22 protein-coding genes and 1 pseudogene are annotated in these 22356 nt (G+C 64.2%); 6 read left to right on the top strand and 17 right to left on the bottom strand.

Going from position 1 to position 22356, the window contains the following annotated elements; all coding sequences use genetic code 11:
* Positions 1–3: 3 nt before the first annotated feature.
* The 3 genes from clpS to B8784_RS11930 form a co-directional block, all read right to left on the bottom strand.
* Complete coding sequence (gene clpS / locus B8784_RS11940; protein WP_084398214.1) at positions 4–375, bottom strand: ATP-dependent Clp protease adapter ClpS; 372 nt, start codon at positions 373–375, stop codon at positions 4–6.
* A gap of 71 nt (positions 376–446) precedes the next feature.
* Entirely contained in the window at positions 447–851 is a 405-nt protein-coding gene (locus B8784_RS11935) for a DUF1499 domain-containing protein (RefSeq protein WP_084398186.1), read from the bottom strand.
* A gap of 121 nt (positions 852–972) precedes the next feature.
* Positions 973–1404 (bottom strand): phasin family protein, encoded by a 432-nt coding sequence (locus B8784_RS11930; protein WP_084398185.1) that lies wholly within the window; start codon positions 1402–1404, stop codon positions 973–975.
* A gap of 244 nt (positions 1405–1648) precedes the next feature.
* Between B8784_RS11930 and B8784_RS11925 the strand changes: the two genes are divergently transcribed.
* Positions 1649–2647 carry a D-alanyl-D-alanine carboxypeptidase family protein gene (locus B8784_RS11925; RefSeq protein ID WP_084398184.1) on the top strand — a complete coding sequence of 333 codons (999 nt, stop codon included), beginning with the start codon at positions 1649–1651 and terminating at the stop codon, positions 2645–2647.
* Between the two features lie 100 nt (positions 2648–2747).
* On the opposite strand, the gene B8784_RS11920 is transcribed toward B8784_RS11925, so the two are convergent.
* Positions 2748–3644 carry a division plane positioning ATPase MipZ gene (locus B8784_RS11920; protein ID WP_084398183.1) on the bottom strand — a complete coding sequence of 299 codons (897 nt, stop codon included), beginning with the start codon at positions 3642–3644 and terminating at the stop codon, positions 2748–2750.
* Positions 3645–3689: 45 nt separating this feature from the next.
* Positions 3690–4142, bottom strand: coding sequence for a hypothetical protein (locus tag B8784_RS11915; RefSeq protein ID WP_084398182.1), 453 nt, complete (start codon positions 4140–4142; stop codon positions 3690–3692).
* A gap of 82 nt (positions 4143–4224) precedes the next feature.
* On the opposite strand from B8784_RS11915, the gene panC reads away from it, so the two are divergent.
* Positions 4225–5088: a pantoate--beta-alanine ligase gene (panC, locus tag B8784_RS11910; protein ID WP_084398181.1), complete on the top strand. Its 864-nt coding sequence runs from the start codon at positions 4225–4227 to the stop codon at positions 5086–5088.
* A 77-nt stretch (positions 5089–5165) separates the two neighbouring features.
* On the opposite strand, the gene B8784_RS11905 is transcribed toward panC, so the two are convergent.
* From B8784_RS11905 to cysG, 7 genes are all read right to left on the bottom strand, one after another.
* Positions 5166–5816 carry a murein L,D-transpeptidase catalytic domain family protein gene (locus B8784_RS11905; RefSeq protein ID WP_084398180.1) on the bottom strand — a complete coding sequence of 217 codons (651 nt, stop codon included), beginning with the start codon at positions 5814–5816 and terminating at the stop codon, positions 5166–5168.
* Positions 5817–5921: 105 nt separating this feature from the next.
* Positions 5922–6665 (bottom strand): phosphoadenylyl-sulfate reductase, encoded by a 744-nt coding sequence (locus tag B8784_RS11900; RefSeq protein ID WP_084398179.1) that lies wholly within the window; start codon positions 6663–6665, stop codon positions 5922–5924.
* 12 nt (positions 6666–6677) lie between these two features.
* A complete protein-coding gene (locus B8784_RS11895; protein WP_084398178.1) occupies positions 6678–7169 on the bottom strand; it encodes a DUF934 domain-containing protein in 492 nt (163 codons plus the stop codon).
* A gap of 153 nt (positions 7170–7322) precedes the next feature.
* Entirely contained in the window at positions 7323–8981 is a 1659-nt protein-coding gene (locus B8784_RS11890) for a nitrite/sulfite reductase (RefSeq protein WP_084398177.1), read from the bottom strand.
* Positions 8968–9585, bottom strand: a complete 618-nt coding sequence (locus B8784_RS11885; RefSeq protein WP_084398176.1) for a glutathione S-transferase family protein — start codon at positions 9583–9585, stop codon at positions 8968–8970. Before B8784_RS11885 ends, B8784_RS11890 begins: the two co-directional genes overlap by 14 nt.
* Positions 9582–9896, bottom strand: a complete 315-nt coding sequence (locus B8784_RS11880) for a DUF2849 domain-containing protein (protein WP_084398175.1) — start codon at positions 9894–9896, stop codon at positions 9582–9584. The genes B8784_RS11885 and B8784_RS11880 overlap by 4 nt, the downstream gene beginning before the upstream one ends.
* Positions 9893–11296: a siroheme synthase CysG gene (gene cysG / locus B8784_RS11875; protein ID WP_084398213.1), complete on the bottom strand. Its 1404-nt coding sequence runs from the start codon at positions 11294–11296 to the stop codon at positions 9893–9895. The genes B8784_RS11880 and cysG overlap by 4 nt, the downstream gene beginning before the upstream one ends.
* 117 nt (positions 11297–11413) lie before the next feature.
* Here cysG and gcvA point away from each other — a divergent pair, with 117 nt between their 5' ends.
* Together gcvA and B8784_RS11865 are read left to right on the top strand one after the other, a co-directional pair.
* A complete protein-coding gene (gene gcvA / locus B8784_RS11870; protein ID WP_084398174.1) occupies positions 11414–12349 on the top strand; it encodes a transcriptional regulator GcvA in 936 nt (311 codons plus the stop codon).
* Between the two features lie 105 nt (positions 12350–12454).
* Positions 12455–12835 (top strand): hypothetical protein, encoded by a 381-nt coding sequence (locus B8784_RS11865; protein ID WP_084398173.1) that lies wholly within the window; start codon positions 12455–12457, stop codon positions 12833–12835.
* A gap of 28 nt (positions 12836–12863) precedes the next feature.
* Here B8784_RS11865 and B8784_RS11860 read toward each other — a convergent pair whose 3' ends face one another.
* Entirely contained in the window at positions 12864–14507 is a 1644-nt protein-coding gene (locus tag B8784_RS11860; protein WP_084398172.1) for an AbgT family transporter, read from the bottom strand.
* A 208-nt stretch (positions 14508–14715) separates the two neighbouring features.
* Here B8784_RS11860 and B8784_RS11855 point away from each other — a divergent pair, with 208 nt between their 5' ends.
* Positions 14716–16317: a peptide chain release factor 3 gene (locus B8784_RS11855; protein ID WP_084398171.1), complete on the top strand. Its 1602-nt coding sequence runs from the start codon at positions 14716–14718 to the stop codon at positions 16315–16317.
* Positions 16318–16426: 109 nt separating this feature from the next.
* Positions 16427–17215, top strand: coding sequence for a hypothetical protein (locus tag B8784_RS11850; RefSeq protein ID WP_084398170.1), 789 nt, complete (start codon positions 16427–16429; stop codon positions 17213–17215).
* 61 nt (positions 17216–17276) lie between these two features.
* Here the strand turns inward: B8784_RS11850 and B8784_RS11845 are convergent, their stop codons facing one another.
* The 4 genes and pseudogenes from B8784_RS11845 to B8784_RS21600 all read right to left on the bottom strand — a co-directional run.
* The gene (locus B8784_RS11845; RefSeq protein WP_084398169.1) at positions 17277–17888 is read right to left on the bottom strand and encodes an MlaC/ttg2D family ABC transporter substrate-binding protein; all 612 of its coding nucleotides are present in this window, start codon (positions 17886–17888) and stop codon (positions 17277–17279) included.
* A 678-nt stretch (positions 17889–18566) separates the two neighbouring features.
* Positions 18567–21041 carry a mechanosensitive ion channel family protein gene (locus tag B8784_RS11840; protein ID WP_084398168.1) on the bottom strand — a complete coding sequence of 825 codons (2475 nt, stop codon included), beginning with the start codon at positions 21039–21041 and terminating at the stop codon, positions 18567–18569.
* A gap of 91 nt (positions 21042–21132) precedes the next feature.
* The gene (locus B8784_RS11835) at positions 21133–21453 is read right to left on the bottom strand and encodes a DUF6665 family protein (RefSeq protein ID WP_084398167.1); all 321 of its coding nucleotides are present in this window, start codon (positions 21451–21453) and stop codon (positions 21133–21135) included.
* A gap of 36 nt (positions 21454–21489) precedes the next feature.
* Positions 21490–22356: pseudogene (locus B8784_RS21600) on the bottom strand (hypothetical protein); the annotation flags it as partial.

Raw genomic sequence — 22356 nt, 5'->3', positions numbered from 1 at the left:
CTTCTAGTCCTCTTTTTCCATCGTGCATTGCAGAGGATGTTCGTTGCGCCGCGCCAGGTCCATGACCTGAGCCACTTTCGTTTCAGCGACTTCGAAAGTGTATATGCCGCAGACGCCCACGCCCTTCTGGTGGACATGCAGCATGATCCTGGTCGCCTGTTCGCGACTCTTGTGAAAGAACTGCTCGAGAATGAAGACGACGAATTCCATAGGCGTGTAGTCGTCGTTCAGGAGCAGAACGCGGTACATTGACGGCTTCTTGGTTTTGACGCGGGTCTCTGTCGCGAGCCCTGTGCCGTCAGTGTCGTCGGGACGATCCGGCCCGTCCGGATCGGGCGGGTCTGCAAGCTTGGGTCTGTCGTCTCTGGCGGTCATGATAAAAAGATATGGTTTGTATTTGGCAATTTTAAGCCTGAACGGATGAACCTTACTGATCAAGCTGTCGTTCATCGTTTTTGCGTCAAGTCTCCAATCAGTGCCTCAACCCGTTTCCGATTAGCTCCCAAGTCATGATAACCGACTCGCGAGCGGGAATAGATGGCTAATTGCGAACAATCGGGCTTTCCATCCACAGGAACGACCTCGATTGCCACATCATCCTTGAATTTCAGAAGCTTCGTCTTGGCGATCGCTTCGATATGGCGGGCCGTGTCATCGCGAAGCGTGATGTCCCACCGCTCTTTACCGGATATGATTGTCGCGATTTCACCAAACAAGGCGTCAGGTGCAGTGGCGAACACCGGCGAAATGGCGTCCGGGTCTTCAGCCTGGCAAAAGCCCTCGGGGGCGAGCAGATAGGTGTTTGGCGAGGCCGGCCGCCGCAAGGAGTGAAAGTCAACACGCTCGCTCATAAGTGTACCCTAGCAAGTGAAACGGTCTTGGCACCCTCGCCATTGCAGTCAGCCGGAAAAAAATATGGCCGGCTGATATCTCAGCCGGCCACGGTGCATTTCTGCCTGATTTTCCGGCAGCTTAGGAAGCGGCCGCTTTGGCTTTCGCGGTGGCCTTCTTGGTTTCGGCCATCACGTCCTTGGTATAGCCGGCGAACGGCTCAAGGCAGTCTTTCATCGCGGTGGAATAGATGCCCGCCAGTTCGTTCAGGCCGTCCATATGGGCCTTGAAAGCGGTCTTCATGTAATCCGACTGGATTTCCATCGCTTCTTCCACGGTCTTGGCGCCGGCGAGGGTCTTGCCGGTCTCGACCGTCATGCTCATGCGGTCCTGCGCCTGACGCATCATGGCCGCGCTGGCATCCTGGAAGCTTTTCACGGACGCCTTGGCGCTTTCCGTGCTTGCGTTCATCGCGTCCTTGCCCATGTCGCCGAACTGATTGGCGAACGGGAACGCTTTGACAAAAGTCTCGGGATTGAATGCCCCGAACATATTTGGTTCAGTCTTAGCCATGGGGATACTCCTTTAATGCTGCCTATATAGCCTATCTTTTTCGCACATGCAACATTTTTTGTGCGCCGCACAAATTTTTTCGTTCATTTGTGTTTCAGGATCGGTATGCTTCCTGCAAGAAGGAATATTCAGGGAGTGGAAGGGCAATAAGGGTGTGCTTAACGGCTGGATAACCGATTCCGGTCACCTTATGCTAAATCCCCGAGGGCAGGGGGTGGCAACGTTTTGGGACGGAGGACCATCTATGGCAATTCGCGCTGGCGGGAAGAAGATCCGGGCAGTACTTGGTGCACTCGCCCTATGTGTGGCGATGGCTCCAGCGGCGATCGCGGAGAAATACGCATCCATCGTCGTGGATGCCCAGACCAATGAAGTCCTACATGCGCGGCACGCGGACGAACCCCGCTACCCCGCCTCGCTGACAAAGGCGATGACCCTCTACATGCTCTTCGATGCCCTCAAGGCCGGAGAGGTGACCTTCGACGAAAAGCTCTACGTCTCCCGGCACGCGGCCTCGCAGCCGCCCTCCGCGCTGCGGCTCAGGGCCGGTTCCTCGATCAGCGTGCGGGATGCGATCAATGCCCTCGTGACCAAGTCTGCCAATGATGTCGCCGCCGTCGTCGGCGAACGGCTCGGCGGCACCGAGTCCCGCTTCGCGACCTTGATGACGGCCAAGGCCAAGGCGCTCGGCATGAGCAACACCACCTTCCGCAACGCCTCGGGCCTGCCGGACACCCAGCAGCTCTCGACGGCCCGCGACATGGCGATCCTGGCCGAGCGTCTGCTTGAGGATCATGCCGACTATTACCACTATTTCGCGACCTCCAGCTTCGACTGGGGCAGCCGGACCTATAAGAACCACAACAACCTGCTCGACCGTGTCGACGGGGTGGATGGCATCAAGACCGGCTATACCCGCGCGTCGGGCTTCAACCTGATGGCTTCGGCCACCCGTGACGGCCACCGCATCATCGCCATCATGTTCGGCGGCTCCACCTCGAAATCGCGCGACGCCCACGTCACCGACCTGATCGAGGCGGCCTATGAAAGCTATGACGAGAATGACAAGGCCGATGCGCTCAAGGCCGACTATGCCTTCAGCGCGCTTCAGTCGCCGGTCAATCCGAACGGCGCGGCCATGCCGATGCTGAACGGGCAGGTCTATTCCGACCGTCCGGTGGGCGAGGGCGACGAGAGCACGCTCGAAGAGCTGGTTCCGTCGGGCGGCCAGGGCGGCAAATAAGAAAGCCGCCGACCCGGTCACCCCGGTCCTTCTTCAAGCCATGAAAAAAGCGCCCCGCGGGGCGCTTTTCTTTTGTTCGGATTGCGTGAGCCGTGCGACCTCAGAAGGCGATTTCGGCCCCGGCCAGCGCCGGCAGCTGGAGCAGGATCACAAGGTCGCGCAGCTCCTGGCGGGCGGCGACGTGGCTCATCGTGAAGGCGACATTCGAGCCGCGCTCGGTCAGGTCCAGCAGGGTCAGCCCGGCCGGGAAGAGCTCGCGATAGATGACGCGTTCGGAAAGCCCCGGCGCCAGGCGGAAGCCGATGCGCCGCGAAAGATTGCTAAGCGCCTCGCCGACCTTCTGCTTGTTGCGTGCCTCCAGCGGCGAGACCCGGTTGCGCATCACGATCCAGTCGATCGGCTTGCGCGATTCCTGCGCCTTCTTCTTGCGGCAGTTCCAGACCATTTCCGAATAGAAGCTCGGCCGGATGACTTCCAGCGTCTGCGGGTTCACATCGCCCAGCAGGTCGAAGTCGACGAAGCTGTCATTCAGCGGTGTGATCAGCGTATCGGCGGTGGTGTGCGCGAGGCGCGAGAGAAAGGTGTCGCCGCCCGGCGCATCGATGATGATGTAGTCGCTGACGGCCTTAAGCCGGTCGATGGCGCCCATCAGCCGGCTGGTCTCTTCCTGTTCGGCGGTGTCGAGATCGCGCTCGGTACTGGCATCGACGCGGATGATCTCCGGCATCGGCAGCTGTGAGCCGGTCGACTGCATCCAGCGGTGCCGGTTCTCGAGGTAACGGGTCAGCGTGCGCTGGCGCACATCGAGGTCGATCACGCCGACGCGCTGGTCCATGCGCATCAGCGCAACGGACAGGTGCATGGCGACCGTCGACTTGCCGGCGCCACCTTTTTCGTTACCGACGACGATGACACGGCAATCCCGGTCAGACGACTGCTTCAGGGTGAGGGCATCATCCTGTCCCATGCCGACTGTTCCGAATCCATCTGCTGGCATCTGGGAGTACTCCACTTTCGCCCGGCGTCACGGATGCGGTAAAGCTCAGGCCGCGTGCCGGTAAATTACGTCTGTCTTGGTGCCGGCGCCAAAGAAGATAGCGCTGTCGGCTTCCTCGAACAGGAAGGTGTCCATATCCTCGACCGGCTGCTCGCCCGCCAGAACCGGCATCGGTTCGCCGTCGAACAGGTCGCTGTCGAAGCTCATCGCGCCCAGCGGCATGACCGGCTCACGCTCGACGGTGATCGGCGCATGCTCGGCCAGGCCCGAAAGGGTCTTGCGCAGACGCTCGAGAGAAGAGGAAAGAGAATTGAGGGCGCCAGCATGGGCGCGGCGCTCCGAATCAGCCTCGAAAAGCCAGCTGTCTGTGGCGTCACCCTTGTCATTTTCGTATGAACGCCGGATAGGCTCAATCGTGAGATCTGCCTTGGGCATTGCAGCCCGGCGGGTGAGTGAAGACAGGCCCGCGCAGGCGAGCAGGGTTTTCAGTCGGGGCATGATGGGCTTTCTCATAAGTGAACAAATCAAGCGAAATGGTTAACAGGCCGTTTACGAAATCAGAGTTCGGAGCCATCTCCAAGTGACCAAACAGCAAGCCAGGATCTACAGAACCCGCACCGACCTGCAGGCCGCGATTGCCGCCGAGCGGGAAAAGGGCAGCAAAATCGGGTTCGTACCGACCATGGGCGCCCTGCATGACGGACACATCTCCCTCGTCGAAAAAGCTGGGGAAAAGTCCGAATGCGTTGTCGCCAGTATTTTCGTCAATCCGACGCAGTTCGCGCCGGGAGAGGATCTCGACCGCTATCCCCGCAATGAGGAAGGCGATGTCGCCCGGCTCAGCGCGGCCGGCTGCGACCTCGTCTATTGCCCGAGCGTGGAAGAGATGTACCCGGACGGTTCGCTCACCAATGTGCGTGTGGAAGAGATGTCCGACCTGCTTGACGGCATCCACCGCCCGCACTTCTTCTATGGCGTGGCGACCGTGGTCGCCCGGCTCTTCATCCATGTGAAGCCCGACGTCGCCGTCTTCGGCGAGAAGGATTACCAGCAGCTGCAGATCATCCGCCGCATGGTGCGCGACCTCGGCTTCGGCATCGAGATCATCGGCGGCAGCACCTGGCGCGACGCTGACGGTCTCGCCCAGTCCTCGCGCAATGCCTATCTCTCGGAGGGCGAGCGCGAGACGGCGAACGCCATATCCTCCGCGCTGCACCGGGCGGCCTGCCGGCTGCATCTGGGCCGGCCCGTAAGCGAGGTTCTCGCCGAAGCACGCGCCTTTATCCTCGCGGCCGGGTTCACGAAGCTCGACTATGTCAGCGCCGTCGATCCGGTGACGCTGCAGGATCTGGAAGAGGGCCCGCTCGCCGAGGGGCAGGAGTGCCGCCTGCTGGCCGCCGCCTGGCTTGGCACCACACGACTGATCGACAATATCGGGGTGTAGCGGCCCAACGCCGCCTATAAGAAAAGCCCGCCGACCGACGTCAGCGGGCTTTCAAGTCCTTGTGGGTGAGGCGGGGCTTAGCCAGCCTTGCCGTCGACCTGTGCAAATTGCTGGGCTTCGGCGCCCGGGCCGCGCGTATAGATCAGAGCGCCTTCGGCGATCTTGGGGATGAGGTCGGCAGCAACCGCCTGTTCAAGCGCCGGGCAGCCCCAGCTGCGGCCCATCTTCGCGCGGCTGGCATTCACATAGTCGGCGCCGTGAATGACGATGGCGCGGGCACGCGCGGCGTCATTGCTGTCCTCGAGCCCGTCGAGGCGCAGCGAGAGGCCATGCTTGCCGTAATAGGTCTCGGCGGTGACATAGGTGCCGAGCGAGGTCATCTTCGAGCCGGATACGTTGGAGAAGGCGTCGGCGATGCCGTCATTGTTCTTGTCGGAATTGCGCCCGTGGGAGACGAGATACGCCTTGGCGGTCTCTTCCTGCATGTCGATCACGAAGAAGCGCGCTTCGCCGGACGGGCGCGCATAGTCGATGACGATCATATAGTCGTCATTCGTGATGCTGTCGGCATGGGCGTCATGCGCGGCCAGCGCTTCCTGCCAGAGGGAATCCCCCATGACGGCGCGGGCCGTGGATCCCATATCCCGCACCGTCTTCGCGCTCGCGAAGGAGGCGGGCAGGGTGATTGCGATAAAGGCGGAGAGCAGCAAACGTGTGATACCAGTCATGGTTCCCGACTATATGACAAAATTTGACGGAACTATGGTAGCACAACTGCGTTGAAGCGGGGAGCCGCAATTTTTGCGGCGATTTGAGCGGCGTTGCCGCGCGCCTTAAAAGACGCGCGGACGCTCGTTTTTCTCGACATGCAGGCCGCATTCGCTCTTTTCCATGCCGGCCCAGCGGCCCGAACGGATATCGCTCGGATCGGCGGCCGGCTGGGTGCAGGGCCAGCAGCCAATGGAAGGATAGCCCTGCGCGACCAGCGGGTGGCGCGGCAGATTGCGATGCGCGAAGAAGGCGTCGACATCGTCCTGCGTCCAGCTCGCCAGCGGGTTCACCTTGAAGCGCCCGTCGGCAAACTCGAAGACCGGCAGGCTCATCCGCGCACCGCCGTGGAAACGCTTGCGCCCGGTGATCCAGGCGTCGAAGCCTTCCAGGGCGGGCTCCAGGGGGCGGACTTTGCGAAGCGCACAGCAGGCGTCCGGATCGGACTTCCAGAGCGTGTTCTTCGGATCGAGCACCTTGCGCTCGGTTTCGCTCGGCGGAATCTCGCGGACATTGGTCAGGCCGAGCCGGTCGATCAGCTCGTCCTTGTAATCCAGCGTCTGCGGGAAGTGCATGCCGGTCTCGAGGAAGACGACCGGGAAATCCGGATCGACATCGGCGATCAGCGACAGCATCACCGCGCTCTCGGCGCCGAAGCTCGAGACATAGGTGAGCTTCTGCGGCCATTCGCGGATGAGCGAGGCGCGCAGGATCGTCGTGGCGGACGCATGACGCAGCTCACCGTTCAGCCGGGCGAGTCGCTCGTCCACAGGCTGCATGAAACGTGTGTTCTGGTCCGCATAAGGCATGAATATGTGCCCCTAATCTTTGCTGTGTCGGCGCGCGAAAACGGTTTTTGCCCCGTCTGCGGCCGGTTGATAAAACACTGAAAATTCTTCCAGTGCCTCTATGATGGAAGGTAGTTCGGCCCTCTCAGTCTCGAAAGCATCGAACCCTGAACGGTTCATATAGAGAATCTGATCTCTCAGGACGTGGCCCACTGCACGAAGTTCGCCCTCATAGGCAAGCCTCCGGCGCAGAACCTGTGCCTGCGAATAGCCGCGCCCGTCTGTATATTTCGGAAAACTGATCTCGATGAGCGACAGCCGCTCAAGGTGATCCTCCAGTTCGTGCGGGTCGTCGGCGGGCTCCAGGCGCACCCCGATCTCGGTGTTGCGCGCCAGCAGAAGCTCCTGCTCGCTGCGGAAGCGGCCGAGCGAGACGGTGATGCAGCCGCCCGGCGAGAGCGGGGCGTCATCGGGGACAAACGCCCAGATATCATCGACTTCCTGTCGGTTCTTGATGAGTGGCATTCCTGGAAAACCTTGTCTTGTCATCCCGGCCGTGGAGGAGGGCTCAGGGAGCGATTAGTCGTCTTTCGATCAATTCTTCTGACACGCTTCACCACGATTTATCCGTGGGAAGGCGTCCAAACAGCGGTCCGGCGCGACACATGAGCAAACCCGTTACGCGCCCGCATAGATCGCCTCCTTGAAGGCGTCCATGCCTTCGCGTTCGAAGGTCTCGATGAAGCTCTCATCCTTGCTGGTGCGCAGCTCGCGGTAGCGGTCGACCAGCCGTTTCAGTGCCACCGGCACATCCTCGGCTTTCAGGCCCGGCCCGGCGATCGCGCCGATGGCGGCCTTCTCGTCGGCGCGCCCGCCCAGCGTGATCTGGTAGTATTCCTCGCCTTTCCGGTCGACGCCCAGAATGCCGACATGGCCGACATGGTGGTGGCCGCAGGCATTGATGCAGCCGGAAATGTTGATGTGGAACTTGCCGATATCGGCCTGGTCGTCCGGGTCGGCGAAGGCTTCCTGGATCGCCATGCCGACCGGGATGGAGCGGGCATTGGCGAGGTTGCAATAGTCGAGCCCCGGGCAGACGATCATGTCCGAGATCAGGCCCTCATTCGGCGTGGCGAGCCCGGCCGCATCCAGTTCGCGGTAGACGTCATAGAGATCGTCCAGCGCGATATGCGGCAGGACCAGGTTCTGCGCATGGGTGACGCGGATATCGTCATGGCCATAGGTCTCGGCGAGATGCGCGACGACCATCATCTGCGTGTCTGTCGCGTCGCCGGGGGCCACGCCCAGCGGCTTCAGGCTCACCGTCACCGTCGTATAGCCGTCCACCTTGTGCTCATGCAGGTTGGCGCGCGTCCAGCGGGCAAAGGCCGGATCGGCGGTCTTGGCCCGCTCGAAGCTTTCAGACGTCGCCGGCCTGGCCTCAAGCGCGGGCGGGGCAAAATAGGCATGGATGCGGTCGATCTCGTCCTGCGGCAGGTCGATCTTCTCATGCTCGCGCTGGGCGGCATATTCTTCCTCGACCAGGCGGCGGAACTCTTCCTCGCCGGTTTCGGCAACGAGGATCTTGATGCGCGCCTTGTACTTGTTGTCGCGACGGCCGAACCGGTTATAGACGCGCATGATCGCTTCCAGATAATCGAGCAGTTCGCGCTCCGGCACGAAGTCGGCCACCTTGGCGGCGATGTGCGGCGTGCGGCCCTGGCCGCCGCCGACGAAAACCTCGAAGCCGACCTCGCCATTCTTCTGGCGGATGTTCAGCCCGATATCGTGGACCTTGATCGCGGCGCGGTCATGCTCGGCCGCCGTCACGGCGATCTTGAACTTGCGCGGCAGGAAGGCGAATTCCGGATGGAAGGTCGACCATTGCCGGATGATCTCGCACCAGGGGCGCGGATCCATCACCTCGTCCTTGGTCGCGCCGGCATAATGGTCGCTCGTCGTGTTGCGGATGCAGTTGCCCGACGTCTGGATGGCATGCATCTCGACCTCGGCGAGCTCCTCCAGCACGTCGGGAATATCCTTCAGCGCGACCCAGTTGAACTGGATGTTCTGGCGCGTCGTGAAGTGGCCGTAGCCGCGGTCATAGACGCGTGCGATCCGCGCCAGCCGCCGCATCTTGGACGGGCTCAGCTGGCCATAGGGCACGGCCACGCGCAGCATGTAGGCGTGCAGCTGGAGATAGACGCCGTTCTGCAGGCGCAGCGGCTTGAATTCGTCTTCCTTCAGTTCGCCCGACAGGCGGCGGTCCACCTGTCCGCGGAACTGCTGAACGCGCTCGCGCACCAGCTGTGCGTCGAATTCGTCATACCTGTACATCGGTTACCTCGTGGAGATGGGGAAGGCCGAGTTCGCGCTCGCAGCGCGCAATCCAGCCATGGACGGCTGGAAACTCGGACACGTCGAACCCGCCTTCGTGGGCCAGGCGGGTATAGGCAAGCAGCGAGATGTCGGCGAGCGTCATCGTCTCGCCGCCGGCGATCCAGTCATTGCCGAGCAGGGCCATTTCCATGCGCCCCAGCGCCCGGCGGCCCTTGGGGATCAGCTGCGGATCGATCTCGTCGTCGGATTTTTCCTGGTAAAGCTTCTGGAAGCGGCGCACGGCGATGGCGGTCTCGTGGGAGTATTGCTCCCAGAACATCCATTCCAGCATCTTGGCGCGCTCGAACGTGTCGTCGGGCACGAGGTCGCTGCCCTCGGCCAACCAGGAAATGATGGCATTGGACTGGGCCAGCGTGCGCCCGTCATCGAGCTGGATGACCGGGACCTGGCCGAACGGGTTGATGGCCAGGAAGTCGTCGGTGCGCGTCTCACCCTTCAGGATGTCGACCTCGACCCACTCATGCGGAATGTCGAGCTGCTCCACCACCCATTTCACCTTCTGGCAGTTGCCGGAAATGCTGTCGCCGAAAATACGGATCATTCCGCGCCTCGCTGGAATTCGGGGTGGATGGTCGGGCCATTGGCGCGGATCGTTTCGCGCAGCGTCTCGCGCCCGTCGACCTCGCCGCCTTCGGTGACCTGCATGAAATACGGATCGGTGACGGTGCCTTCCTGGGCGGCGGCATCGGCGAGGCGCTTGTCGGCCTCCTCGCCGGTGAAGACGCCGATCCTGGCCGGATCATTGCTCCAGCTGCCATCCTCGGCCATCCAGACGACCTTGCCGGTCGCGGTTTCCCAAGCGGTGACGGCCTTGGGCTGGTCGGGTTTCAGTTTCGGGCGGACGGACGTCATGCAAGCGCCTCTTCGATGATCTGTTGCTGGGCTTCGGCGGGCAGTTTCGCCACCGTGCCGATGATGAGCAGGGCCGGGCCCTTGATGCCGCGCTTCTCGATGATGGCGGGCAGGTTGGCAAGCTCGCCGAAGGCGCGTTTCTCATTTGCGCGGGTGCCGTTCTCGATCACCCCGACCGGCGTCTCGCCCGACAGGCCCGCCTCCTGCAGCTTGCCGGCAATGATCCCGGCTGTGCCGACGCCCATGAAGACGACGACGGTCTGGTGCGGCTTGGCAAGGCCCGCCCAGTCGAGGTCCGGCACGCCGCCCTTCTGGGCATGGCCGGTGACGAAGGTGACCGACTGGGCATGGTCGCGATGGGTGAGCGGCAGCTTCGCCGAGGCCGCGCAGCCAAGCGCGGATGAAATGCCCGGCACGACATGCGCCTCGATCCCGGCTTCGCGCAGCGCGTCGACTTCCTCGCCTCCGCGCCCGAAGACGAACGGGTCGCCGCCTTTCAGGCGCACCACGCGCTTGCCCTCGCGGGAGGCGGCGATCATCAGTTCGTGAATGCCGTCCTGCGGGACGAGATGCTCGCCCTTCGACTTACCGACCGGCACGCGTTCGGCGTCGCGGCGGATCATGTCGAGGATCTCGGCGGAGACGAGCTTGTCGTGGAAGACGACATCGGCCTGCTGGATCAGGCGGAAGGCTTTCAGTGTCAGCAGCTCCGGATCGCCGGGGCCGGCGCCCACGATGTGGACAGGGCCGAGTTCAGCCCGGTCGGTGCCTTGGGCAAACCTTTCCAGCGTCTCGCCCATCAGCGCTTCGGCGCGGGCATCCTGATTGGCATAGACCGCTTCGGCGACGGGGCCGCGCAGCGCGGTTTCCCAGAAATGCCGGCGCGCCGTACCGTCGTCGATGGCGGCCTTCACCGCCGGGCGCCAGCGCTCGGCCAGGGCCGCCAGTGCGCCGACGCGTTCGGGCAGCAGGCTTTCGAGCTTGGCGCGGATATCCTTGGCGATGACCGGGGCCGCGCCGCCGGTCGCGACAGCGGCGACGACATCGCCGCGGTCGAGCAGGCTTGGGATGGTGAAGTCGCAGAGATCCTTGCGGTCGACGGCATTGACCGGCACGCCATAGGCGCGGGCCAGCTCATGGGCCCATTGCACTTCGGCTTCGGTCTCCAGCGCGATGATGGTGAAGCGGGCGGTGTCGAGCGCCTGGCCGGCCTGTCTGGGCTGGATCAGGCTGATCTGCTCGCCGAAGCTTTCCGCCCAGCGGGGCAGGGCATGAGCGACAAGGGAGATGCGCGCCGGGGTCTTTGCGACAAGGCGTGTCTTGCGTTCGGCTTCGGGGCCGTTGCCGAAGATCACGACATGGGCATCGTCCATCTGGAAGAAGGCGGGAAACAGGCGCATGAGGCGGCTCGCTTGGATGATCGTCGATATCGAGCCCGGAAAATGGGACTTGTGGCCCCGCCTCAGCAAGCGTAGACCCCTCATCCGATCGTTTAGATAAACTATGGAACGCCGGATATGGCCGAGAACAATGACCGTCTTCCCCCGCTGAATGCGCTGCGCGCCTTCGAGGCGGCGGCCCGGCGTCTGTCCTTCAGCAAGGCGGCCGAGGAACTGAACGTCACGCCCGGCGCCATCTCCCAGCATATCCGCCAGCTGGAGGAGTATGCCGGCACGCCGCTCTTCAAGCGGACCGGCCGCAGCGTCCTGCTGACCGATGCCGCGCAGGCCAGCCTGCCGCTGGTGCGCGAAGCCTTCGCGAAGATTGCAGAATCCGGCCGCATCATGCAGCAGCCCGCCCGCAAGGGCCGGGTCATGGTCTCGTGCGCGCCCTCCTTCGCCGCCAAGTGGCTCGCCCCGCGGCTCGACCGCTTCCATATCTCCAATCCCGGCATCGAGGCCTGGATCTCGGCTGATATCGCGCTGACCGATTTTACCACCGCCGATGCCGACTTTGCCATCCGCTATGGCCGGGGCGACTATGACGGGCTGAAATCAGAAAAACTGATGGACGAGACCGTCCTGCCCGTCTGCTCGCCGCGCCTGCTGGAAGGCTCGGACGCCATCCGCCGGCCCGAAGACCTCGCCAAGCACACCCTCATCCACGATGAGAGCACCGAGCAGGATCCGTCCTGTCCCGACTGGATGAGCTGGCTTGCCGCGCGCGGGGTGGCCGACCGGATGGAGGCCCAGCGCGGCCCGCGTTTCAACCAGTCCTCCATGGCGATCGAGGCGGCCGCTTCCGGCCGGGGCGTCGTGCTGGCCAAGCGCGCCATTGCGTCGGCCGACATGGCGGCCGGCCGTCTGGTCGCGCCCTTTGCCGACGGCTCGACCAGTATCGATTTCGGCTACTGGCTCGTCTGGCCGAAGGGCCGCCACATCTCCGAGGATGTGCGCGCCTTCATCAAATGGGTGAAGGCCGAGGCGGCTGCCGGCGAGATACACGGCGTCTGAGGTCTAAGGGCCGTCCCTTAGTTACGGCCTCCGCCTCGCCCGGTAACCCTCCGTTAAGAGCAAATCAGAGACACCTTGATTGCAAGGGCTTGGGGGATCGGGCACATGCTCTTCCTGCTGAACGATCACATTGTCGATGTCGAGATGCCCGAAATGCATCTCGAGCGCCGCTGGCAGTCGCTCGGCTGCGGCGCGCCGCATGCCTTCATGGCGCAGGATGTGGTCGACTTCGTGCATGCCCGGCTGGACGAGGCGCGCATCAGCCAGCGCGCCATCGGCTATCAGGAAGCGCGCGACCTCGCCGCCCTGATCATTGCCCGCACCGGTGCCAACAGCTTCATCCTGCGGATGCGCCCCAATGGCTCGACCTTCCCGATGCTGCGGGCGATCCCGGTCTATGTGCTGGAAGTCTTCGCGCGCGGTGTCAGCCATGAGGGTGACGAAGCGGCCGACCGGCCGGGCGGGGCCCTCTCGGCGCTTCAGTAAGCCTGCAGGGCCGGACCGCGCGCCGGCCTCAGCCCGCGCCTGAAAGCTCGAACCGCATCGGCGCGCCCGGCCCGAGATCCCAGCCGAGATAGACCCAGGCGACGACGAGAAGCACGCCCGACAGAAGCATCCAGATCGAGTAGGGGATCATCATGGCCGTCAGGCTTCCCAGCCCGAAATCCGTCTGCCAGCGCTGGGCGAAGACCAGGATCAGCGGGAAATAGACCATGAGCGGGGTAATGATGTTGGTTGCCGCATCGCCCACGCGGTAAACCGCCGTGGCCCCGTCCGGCGACACGCCGAGCAGCATCAGCATCGGCACCATGACGGGTGCCAGCAGGGCCCATTTCGCACTGGCCGATCCCACAAACAGGTTGATCAGTGCCGAGAAGAGCACGATCAGCCCCAGCAAGATGGGCAGCGGCAAGCCGGAATTCTCGATGGCCGAGGCGCCATGCACGGCACTGATCAGGCCGAGATTCGACCAGCCGAACATCGCCACGAAGTGCGCGGCCGCAAAGGCGAGAACCAGATAATAGCCCATATCCTTCATCGCATCGGCCATCATGGCCACGAGGTCGCGATGGTTCCGGATCGTGCCCGCCCGCGCCCCGTAGGCCCAGCCGCAGGCCAGGAAAAGGACGAGGAAAGCCGCCACGAGCGAGCGGAAGAAGGGGCTCAGATTGGCGACCGGATTACAGGTGCCGGCTGCCGCCTGGTCGGGCGGGCAGAGCGTCTCGTCGATCAGCGGCGTGCCGGGGCCGAAGGTCATGGCCGCCCAGAGCGCGACCACGGCGATCAGGGCGAACCCGGCCCGCACGAGCCCGGCCTTCTGGTTGTCGGTCAGCGGCTGGTCTTCTGCCGCCTGGCTGGCGACCTCGTCCCCGTCCGCGGGATTCCATGTGCCGAGGCGCGGTTCGATGATGCGGTCGGTCACGAACCAGATGATCGGCAGGTAGACGAAGAGCAGGGCGATGATGAAATAGGTGTTGCCGGCGATGTTGGCGTCATAGTCGGCCACCAGGATTTCGCCGGCCTGCTCGGTGATGCCGTAGAGCAGGGCGTCGAGCTGGCCCGGAAAGAGGTTGGCCGAAAACCCGCCGGAGACCCCGGCAAAGGCGGCCCCGATCCCGGCAAGCGGGTGACGCCCGGCCGCCGCGAACAGGACGCCGGCCAGCGGGATCAGCACGACATAGGCCGCGTCTGCCGCATGGTTGCCGACCATGGCGACGAGCGCGACCACAGGCGTCAGCAGATAGGTCGGCGCCCCGCGCACGGCCGAGCGCATCCCGGCGGCAAACAGGCCGGAGCGTTCGGCCACGCCGGCGCCGAGCATGACGACCAGGACATAGCCGAGCGGGTGGAAGTGCGTGAATGTCGCCGGCATCTCCACCCAGAGACGCTGGATGTTTTCGGCAGACAGAAGGCTGACGGCCGAGATGATGCCGTCCTCGCCGATGCCGAAACGGGCCTTCTGGTCATCGGGCATGCCGCCGAGCACCTGGTCGTTGAGCGTCGCATTCACGCCGAGCAGGGAACAGGCGACCGAAACCACCATCAGCGCGATGATGAAATAGAAGAAGAGGAAGACCGGGTCCGGCAGCTTGTTGCCGGTTTTCTCGACCCAGCCGAGAAAGCCTTTCGCTTCATTTGCCGCCGATTGGTCAGACATGCCCTTACCCCGTGCAATTGCTCTTTCCGGACCCTAGCCAGGTCCGGCAAAACAAGGCAATGGCAAGTTCGGGGCGGCCGCCAGCCTTGCGCGCCAGACCGCCGGCCCGGCCTCGTCCCGGACGGCACCGAGAGGATGCGGCAGATTTTGCCGCTCGCAATGGCATGCTCATCTCGACAAATCCGCCATTCCCCCCTAATTCGCGCGCATGAGTTTGACCCCTGCAGATCAAGCCGCCCGGCGGCGCACCTTTGCCATCATTTCCCACCCGGACGCCGGCAAGACCACGCTGACGGAAAACCTGCTGCTGGCCGGCGGGGCGATCCGGCTGGCCGGCCAGGTCGCTGCGCGGGGCGAGCGCCGGCGCACCCAGTCGGACTGGATGAAGATCGAGCGCGACCGCGGCATCTCGGTCTCGGCGTCGGTCATGACGTTTGAATTCGAGAACCTCGTCTTCAACCTGCTCGACACGCCGGGCCACGAGGACTTCTCCGAGGATACCTACCGCACGCTGACGGCTGCCGACTCCGCCGTCATGGTGCTGGACGCGGCCAAAGGCATCGAGCCGCAGACGCTGAAGCTGTTCGAAGTCTGCCGCATGCGCGACATCCCGATCGTCACCTTCATCAACAAGATGGACAGGGAAGCCCTCGACCCGCTGGAACTGCTCGACGAGATCCAGGACAAGCTGCAGCTCGACACCGCGCCGCTCTACTGGCCGGCCGCCTCCGGCCAGCGCTTTGCCGGCATGAAGGATCTGCGCAAGGGCGACTTCATCACCTTCCGCAAGAAGACCGCCGACGAGAAGACCGAGGTCGGCCCGAGTACCCGTATCGGCCTGCAGGAAGCGCGCGGCACCATCGACACCATGGTCATGGACGAGCTGGAAGAGGGCGCGGAACTGGCCACCGAAGTGCTGCCGGATTTCGACCGCGCCGCCTATGAAGAAGGCCACATGACGCCGGTCGTCTATGGCTCGGCGCTGCGCCATTTCGGGGTGAACGAGCTGCTCTCCACGCTGGCGGAATTCGCGCCCGGCCCGCGCCCGCAAAAGGCGCACAGGAAGGATGAGCCGATCACGGTGGAGCGTTCCGACAAGACGGTCGCCGGCTTCGTCTTCAAGATCCAGGCGAACATGGACCCGAACCACCGCGACCGCGTCGCCTTCCTCCGGCTCTGTTCCGGCGAGTTCAAGCGCGGCATGCGCCTGAAGACGACTTCGAACAAGCAGATCAATGTCCACGCGCCGCTGATGTTTCTGGCGCAGGACCGCGAGATCGCCGAGACCGCCTATGCCGGCGACGTGATCGGCGTGCCGAACCACGGCCAGCTGCGCGTCGGGGATTCGCTCTCGGAGAACGGCGATATCCGCTTCCAGGGCATCCCGAACTTCGCGCCGGAAATCCTGCGCCGGGCGCGCCCGAAGGATCCGATGAAATCGAAGCACCTGCGCAAGGCGCTCGAAAGCCTGGCGGAAGAGGGCGTCACCCAGCTTTTCACCCCCTCGCTTGGCTCCGACATGATCGTCGGCGCCGTCGGCTCGCTGCAGATCGACGTGATGGCCGAGCGTGTGGCGGCGGAATACAATCTCGAAGTCGTCTTCGAGGCCGCTTCCTACAATGTCGCGCGCTGGATCTCGAGCGATGACGAGGCCAAGCTCGAAGCCTTCTTGGAAAAGAACAAGTCCTCGGTCGGCACCGATCTCGACGGCGCCCCGGTCTATCTCGCCAAGAATGCCTGGGAGGTTGGCTATGCCCAGGAAAAGAACCCGGACCTGCAATTTACCGCGACCAAGGAACGGATGCTCTGAGCGGGGCATAAAATGCGCCCGGCGCCATCTGGACAAACCCGTTAACCAAACACCACAATATCGCCTTCAATGGCGGTACTATCCCGTGCGGGCTTGTTGAGGTGGACCGATGTTCCGACTGCTAACCATACTCCTGCTGCTGGCCGGCCTCGGCCTGATCATCCTGGGCGGCAACCGCTATCTCGAAAGCCGCTCGGGCGAGACGGCCCAGGCGCCGGCGCCCGTCACCGAGGAGGCGGCCGCCCCGGACGATGCGGTGGATGGCGAGCCGCGCTCTCTCTTGCCAGAGGGACGCCGCTCGGCCCCAGGGGGCGACGTGCAGGACGGCGGCTTCGAGGCGATGATGGACACCGGCGACGACACGTTCGGCACCGCGCGCGCCACCAGCCCGATGATGCAGCGGCTGCGCTCGGTTCCCATCGCCCACGAAACTCCGACCTCGGCGAGCTATAACCGCGCTTTCGAGGTCACCGTCGCCATTGATGCGACCGGCGACGACACGGCCGCCGATGCGCTGCCGGGCGAGGGCAATATCATGGAAGGCGAGGCCCAGGTGCTCGACAAGGCGCAGGCGACGCTTTCGGGCAGTGCCTTCGATATCGAGCCCATCTCGCCGGCGATCCAGACCGTCTCGCCGGTCACCGAGAATGTCTGGCGCTGGAAGGTGAAGCCGGTCGAGACCGGCACGCACGAGCTGCGCATCGAGCTGTTCGCGCTGGAAAACGACGAGGCGCTGCCGATCCGCACCTTCACCGACCGGGTGGAAGTGAAGGTCTCGCGGCTTGGCCAGGTGATCGCGGCGGCCGACGAGTTCGACCCGCTCTTCATGGTGGTCGGCGGCATCGGCTCGCTGCTGGGCGGCCTGTTCGGCGTCTTCCGCTTTTTCCGCAGGCGTTAGAACGACAAGGGGCGCGCCTGTTTCCCAGACGCGCCCTATACTTGCCGGATGTCGAGCTGTTCTAGCTCTTCAATTCGGTGATCAGCGCTTCGATGTCGCCATTGTTCTTGTCGAGAATGGCGTCGAACTGGGCGCGCTGTTCGATGGCGAACCAGACGTCCTGGGCCTGGATATCGACAATGCCCCATTCGCCATCGGCCTTGATGACCCGCCAGTTAAGCTTCTGCATCGGGTCTTCCGCCGTCTTGACGTTGGTCATCACGATGGCATCGCCATTGCCGCGCGTCTCCACATCGGCCACCTCGACCTCTGCCTTCGACAGGCCGGACAGGTGTTCCTGCAGCTGCTGCTTGGCATAGACGTGGAAGGCGTCGACATAGCGCTCCTGCTGGTCGGCGCTGATCGTTTCCCATGTCTTGCCCAGTGCGAACTTCGCGACACGGTCGATGGCCACCAGATCGGCGATGTTCGAGGCTTCCGACTCCGAAATGGTGGAATCTTCCAGCGCCACCATCGTCCTGTCGACAGCGTCATTGACGATCTCGACGGCGCCATCCTGACCGGAGGCGGCATGGGCGGCAGGCGTGAGCGCAAGGGCGCTCGAGAGGGACAGAAGACCGGCAATCATGCCGTTCCTGATATGGCGGGTCGCCGGACGGCGCAGATGGGTCATGGGTCAAACTCCTTGTGCATTCTGCACGGTGACTGGTTTCTCCAGCGCCGGCCCGCAGCGGGTGGCGCACTCATCAGAACGCCGTTTGGCGGGATCGGTTCAATTTTGGCCTGAAAAGAGCGCTGTAGCGACTGCGGCGAAGCGCGGACCAAAGCAATCCATCCGCCCCCTTCGCCTGCCAGCTATACCCCTCTCCATCCCATCGCTCTGACAGGGCGGTCCGGACCGGCCGGGTGGCGGTGGGGGTGCGAAGGTGACTTTTGGCTGCGGGCAGGGCGTAACGCCCCTGCCATGTGGTGAGCATCGTGTGGGACGAAGGCGGACGCCAGCAGCCTGGCGTTGCAGACCGTTACCGAGATGGGCCGGGAGAGGGACACCTGAACGGCCGACACCCTTCGCAGGGCGCGTCCTCAACGGGCGCTCATAGCCACGCCGAAAGGCTGGCAGTTCCATCAGCGTCCCTTCAGGACGCGCCCGGCCCTGTCTTTCGGGGCGATGAGGAGCGCCAGGCGGAGACGCCGTGGCGGGTTTGGTGCTGCTTTCACGCCGCTCATCCCGGCGCAGGCCGGGATCCCGGACCGCTTGAATGGCCTGAGACCCCGGCCTTCGCCGGGGTGATCGGGCAAGGGGCAGCCCTGAGCGCGATCCATCGCGAAGCGGGGACAAGGCAGAAGCCCCCTAAGATTCCCCCGCCTCGTCTTTGTCCGTCCTGCCCTTGCTCTCCCGCAGGCCTTTCGGCCAGTCGACATGCAGGTCGCGCTGCGGGAACGGGATGGTGACATCCTCGCGCGTGAAGATGGCGGCAATGGTATGGCGCAGCTCGGAGGGGGCGGTGACGATGTCGTCGGCAATGATATAGCCGCGCAGCTCGAAATTGAGCGAGCTGTCGCCGAAGCCTTTGAAGACGACATAGGCCGGGGGATAGGAGCGGACCTTTTCGACCGTTTCGGCGGCTTCGAGCAGCAGCTTCTCCACCAGCCGCGTATCCGTGCCGTATTTGACGCCAACGGCGACCGTGACGCGCATGACCTCGCTCTTGTGGGTCCAGTTGCCGAAGGAGGAGCTCACCAGTTCGGCGTTCGGCACGATGACGGACTGGCGGTCGAAGGTCTCCACCTCGGTCGCCCGGACGTTGATCTTGCGGACCGTGCCTTCGCCGGACGGGGTCACGATCCAGTCGCCGATCTTGAAAGGCCGCTCGAAGAGGAGGATGAGCCCGGCCACGAAATTGCTGACAATGCTCTGCAGGCCGAAACCGATCCCGACCGACAGCGCCCCGGCGATGATGGCGAGGCTGGAGAGGTCGAAGCCGATCACGCTGATCGCCGCGATCCCGGCAACGAGGACACCGGCATAGCCGAGCAGGGTGATGAGCGAATTGCTGGCGCCGGAACTGATCTGCGTATGCGGCAGAATGCTCTTCTCCAGCGCCCGCTGGATGAGCCGCGTGGCCAGAAGCACAGCGGCGAGCGTCAGCAGCGCCGAGAGAATCCGGCCGAGAGAGATCTGCTGTCCGCCGACCTCGACGCCGGCGATCAGGCGGCGGATCTCATTGACCAGCTCCTGGGCCGGCATGCCGAAGGCCAGCAGGAGGAAAGGCGGCACGATGATGATCATGACCGTATCGACCAGAAGCCGGACCCAGAATTCGCCTTCAATGGCGGAATGGCTCTCCTGCGGTGGCTGGTCGTCTTCGCGCGCGGAAACGAAACGCCGCCGCTCGACGACCCCGGAGAGGACCTTGAGGGCCGTCGCCCGCAACAGCTCGCGGGCCAGGATGGCGATCAGGAGGATAAAGGAGACCATCACGATCTGTTCGACAAGCGTGCGCGACAGGGTCGAGTACCCGGCCATGGAGGCGCCGAGAATGAACAGGCCGAGCGCGGCGATGAGCAGACGCATGAGCCGCCGCAGCCAGGTCGAGCCGACATCGCTTTGCGGCTTCAGCTTCAGGGCCAGCCAGAAGAGCAGGCCGGCGGTCAGGAGCGACAGCAGGAAGGTCCCGGCCGCCAGCAGTTCCGGTCCGGGGGACGTCATGGTTCCGGTCGCTTCGAAGATGCTCGCGATCGCGAAAACGAAGACCAGTGAGACAAAGGCGAAGCAGGCCGCCCTGGCCCCGGTGTCGCCAATGGCGATCAGCCGGAAGGCGGTGGTACGAGGCGCCATGACCGACTCCACCAGCGCGCGGGCCGAGATGACGGCGATGGTCACCAGGCCCAGCGTTATGGAGACCGAGGTTGGCATCGTGTCGAGCGCCCCGATCGCTTCGGCCACCCCGGCCATGAACCCGACGGCCACAAGCGCGAGGCCGAGCCTCAGGAGGAAGCTTGTCATCGCCGCGGACGCGACGGCCTGGCGGGTCGGCGACTTCTCGGAGAAGCGGCGCACCTGCCAGTTGTAGAAGCGGTTATTGACGATGAGCAGCACAGCAATGGCGAAAGCGCCGGCCAGTCCCAGAATGACAAATGGGGTGGGCTTGCCTTCCGCCAGCCGGGCCTTTCGCCAGTTGGCGAGACTGGTCGCGATGTCGTTCATCGCGGTCGACATGCGCGGCAGCGCTGTTTGCCACACACTGGCCTGCAGGGGCGAGGGGCCCTGGTCGAGCGCGGACGAGACCCGGGCCTGGTCGCGGATGCTGGCGAGTTCAAGGCTGAGGCGTTGGGCGTCGATCTGGGCCAGCCGCGCCTCGGCCACCAGGACGCTTGCCTGCGAGCGGGTCTGACGCAACGGGGCCAGAACGGCTTCGAGCGCCGGATCGCCGGACGGCACCGGCTGTGCCTCGCCCCCTTCAGCGCCAGAGGCCTGCTCGCCACTGTCCTTTCCGGTCTTGAGAAGCGGCGTGACCGCATCGATGGAGTCGATGGCACGCTGGCGGATACCGTCTGCGGAGTTCTCGACGGACTGCAATTCGGTCCAGATCTCGTCGATGCGAATGATGGCGCGGTTCAGCTCTTTCTCGCCGACCTCCCCTTCAAGCAGGCTGGCGGTCTCGTCGACTTCCGCCTGCAGGCCGGAGAGCTCCTGCTTGAGGTCGGTAATCGCGGCTTGCGTCTGGGGCTTCGTCACGGGCTGGGCCAGGGCGCCGGCATGCACGAGGCCAGCAAGACACAGGACCAGAAAACAGCGAAGGAGCGGCAGGCAGGAGCGATACATGAGCGGTCTGTCTAATTCCCGGACGACTTGGTTGTCCTGTACCTATTAGAGCCTTCGGGCGAGGGAAAGTGGCGATTGCGTGCGCGGGGGCCTAGCGCTGACTTATTATCCCGATGCGGTTCAGCACCTGCCGGGGGATGCCATAGGCCCGGATGATCTCGCGCTGGTCGCGCAAGCCGTTGAGTTCGCGGATGAGAAAATAGGCCTGGACCTTTTCGGCCGCCGTCAGCAGCAGGGCTTCGCGGTCGATGTCGGCATCGTCCTCTTCAAGCCGGGCCATGGCGTCTTCGAGCGCCCGTCCGGCCCGGCCGAGCGCGGCGGCCTTTTCGGCGGCGATCTCGGTGTCGAGCGGGCTTTTCGCTTCGGCGGCCTGGGCGCGGTTGAAGGCCTGACGGGGCGGTCTGAGGGACATGACGCCGAGCCTAGGACAGCCCGGCGCCGGTCTCAATCATCCAAGCGCGGCGTCGATCAGCATGAAGGCCGACAGGCGCGCGCTGGCATTCTTGGAGGAGTGGCAGGTCTTGTCGAGCGCCATCAGGGCATCGGGCTCTTCCATGGCCAGGAATTCCCGGGCCATGTGCATGAGCTGGCCGTCGCCATCGAGGCGCTTCTGCACGCGCTGTACCTGGCGCGAGGCGGAGTCGACGATGGCCTTGCGGCGGAAGCCTTCGCCCTTGCGTGCGGCATTGGCGATCTTCTTCTTGTCGCGCGGGCGGAAGACATCGCCGAGCCGGATGCCGGATTCCATCAGCCGGTGGATGACCTCTTCAGCCGTCTCCTCGCGCGGCAGGGAGACGTGCTCGTCGCGGTCCATGTCGGCGAGGATGTCGCGCCACTCATGGCTTTCCTGACGCTGTGCGGGCGCAGCCTCCGGCGTGGCGGCGGTCTCGGCTTCCTCGGCGGGGGCCGTTTCGGCTTCGGCGGCGGCTTCGATCTCGGTCTCGGCCGACGGTTCGGCGACCTCGGCCTCTTCGTCCTCGTCGGTCTCTTCGGCGGTGGCGAGATTGACCGCCTGGCTGCCGCCCACCGGCTTCAGATAGGAGGGCGGACGGTCGGTGCGGCGGCGGAAGAACTGGACCGGCTGGCTGGGCTCAGGGCTCGCCTCGGGGGCGGGCTCGGGCGCCGGCTCGGCCTCGTTCTCATTGCTGGCTTCGCGAACCGTCTCGGCCTTTTCCGGACCGGGCGGCGGCGTGTCGGGCATGTCGCGCTCGGTGGGCTCGTGGGTGTCGCTGCTGTCGGCCTGCTGTTCGAACAGGTCGGTATCGTCGCTGTTCGTGCCCACCGGCGCGGCGGACGAGGCGGCGGGGGCGGCTGG

It is taken from the genome of Henriciella aquimarina (assembly GCF_002088975.1).
Classification (GTDB): Bacteria; Pseudomonadota; Alphaproteobacteria; order Caulobacterales; family Hyphomonadaceae; genus Henriciella; species Henriciella aquimarina.
This window is presented reverse-complemented; position numbering and strand designations above follow the sequence as displayed.

Bases quoted from the DNA above. Each gene is read 5' to 3' on its own strand.
- B8784_RS11920 (WP_084398183.1), bottom strand. From the start codon at position 3,644: ATGCCAGCAGATGGATTCGGAACAGTCGGCATGGGACAGGATGATGCC.
- B8784_RS11850 (WP_084398170.1), top strand. From the start codon at position 16,427: ATGTTCCGACTGCTAACCATACTCCTGCTGCTGGCCGGCCTCGGCCTG.
- B8784_RS11840 (WP_084398168.1), bottom strand. From the start codon at position 21,041: ATGTATCGCTCCTGCCTGCCGCTCCTTCGCTGTTTTCTGGTCCTGTGT.
- B8784_RS11845 (WP_084398169.1), bottom strand. From the start codon at position 17,888: ATGACCCATCTGCGCCGTCCGGCGACCCGCCATATCAGGAACGGCATG.
- B8784_RS11935 (WP_084398186.1), bottom strand. From the start codon at position 851: ATGAGCGAGCGTGTTGACTTTCACTCCTTGCGGCGGCCGGCCTCGCCA.
- B8784_RS11890 (WP_084398177.1), bottom strand. From the start codon at position 8,981: ATGTACAGGTATGACGAATTCGACGCACAGCTGGTGCGCGAGCGCGTT.
- B8784_RS11860 (WP_084398172.1), bottom strand. From the start codon at position 14,507: ATGTCTGACCAATCGGCGGCAAATGAAGCGAAAGGCTTTCTCGGCTGG.
- B8784_RS11925 (WP_084398184.1), top strand. From the start codon at position 1,649: ATGGCAATTCGCGCTGGCGGGAAGAAGATCCGGGCAGTACTTGGTGCA.
- gcvA (WP_084398174.1), top strand. From the start codon at position 11,414: ATGGCCGAGAACAATGACCGTCTTCCCCCGCTGAATGCGCTGCGCGCC.
- B8784_RS11905 (WP_084398180.1), bottom strand. From the start codon at position 5,816: ATGACTGGTATCACACGTTTGCTGCTCTCCGCCTTTATCGCAATCACC.
- B8784_RS11880 (WP_084398175.1), bottom strand. From the start codon at position 9,896: ATGACGTCCGTCCGCCCGAAACTGAAACCCGACCAGCCCAAGGCCGTC.
- B8784_RS11865 (WP_084398173.1), top strand. From the start codon at position 12,455: ATGCTCTTCCTGCTGAACGATCACATTGTCGATGTCGAGATGCCCGAA.
- B8784_RS11835 (WP_084398167.1), bottom strand. From the start codon at position 21,453: ATGTCCCTCAGACCGCCCCGTCAGGCCTTCAACCGCGCCCAGGCCGCC.
- B8784_RS11895 (WP_084398178.1), bottom strand. From the start codon at position 7,169: ATGCCACTCATCAAGAACCGACAGGAAGTCGATGATATCTGGGCGTTT.
- B8784_RS11885 (WP_084398176.1), bottom strand. From the start codon at position 9,585: ATGATCCGTATTTTCGGCGACAGCATTTCCGGCAACTGCCAGAAGGTG.
- B8784_RS11855 (WP_084398171.1), top strand. From the start codon at position 14,716: ATGAGTTTGACCCCTGCAGATCAAGCCGCCCGGCGGCGCACCTTTGCC.
- B8784_RS11930 (WP_084398185.1), bottom strand. From the start codon at position 1,404: ATGGCTAAGACTGAACCAAATATGTTCGGGGCATTCAATCCCGAGACT.
- cysG (WP_084398213.1), bottom strand. From the start codon at position 11,296: ATGCGCCTGTTTCCCGCCTTCTTCCAGATGGACGATGCCCATGTCGTG.
- B8784_RS11915 (WP_084398182.1), bottom strand. From the start codon at position 4,142: ATGCCCCGACTGAAAACCCTGCTCGCCTGCGCGGGCCTGTCTTCACTC.
- B8784_RS11900 (WP_084398179.1), bottom strand. From the start codon at position 6,665: ATGCCTTATGCGGACCAGAACACACGTTTCATGCAGCCTGTGGACGAG.
- clpS (WP_084398214.1), bottom strand. From the start codon at position 375: ATGACCGCCAGAGACGACAGACCCAAGCTTGCAGACCCGCCCGATCCG.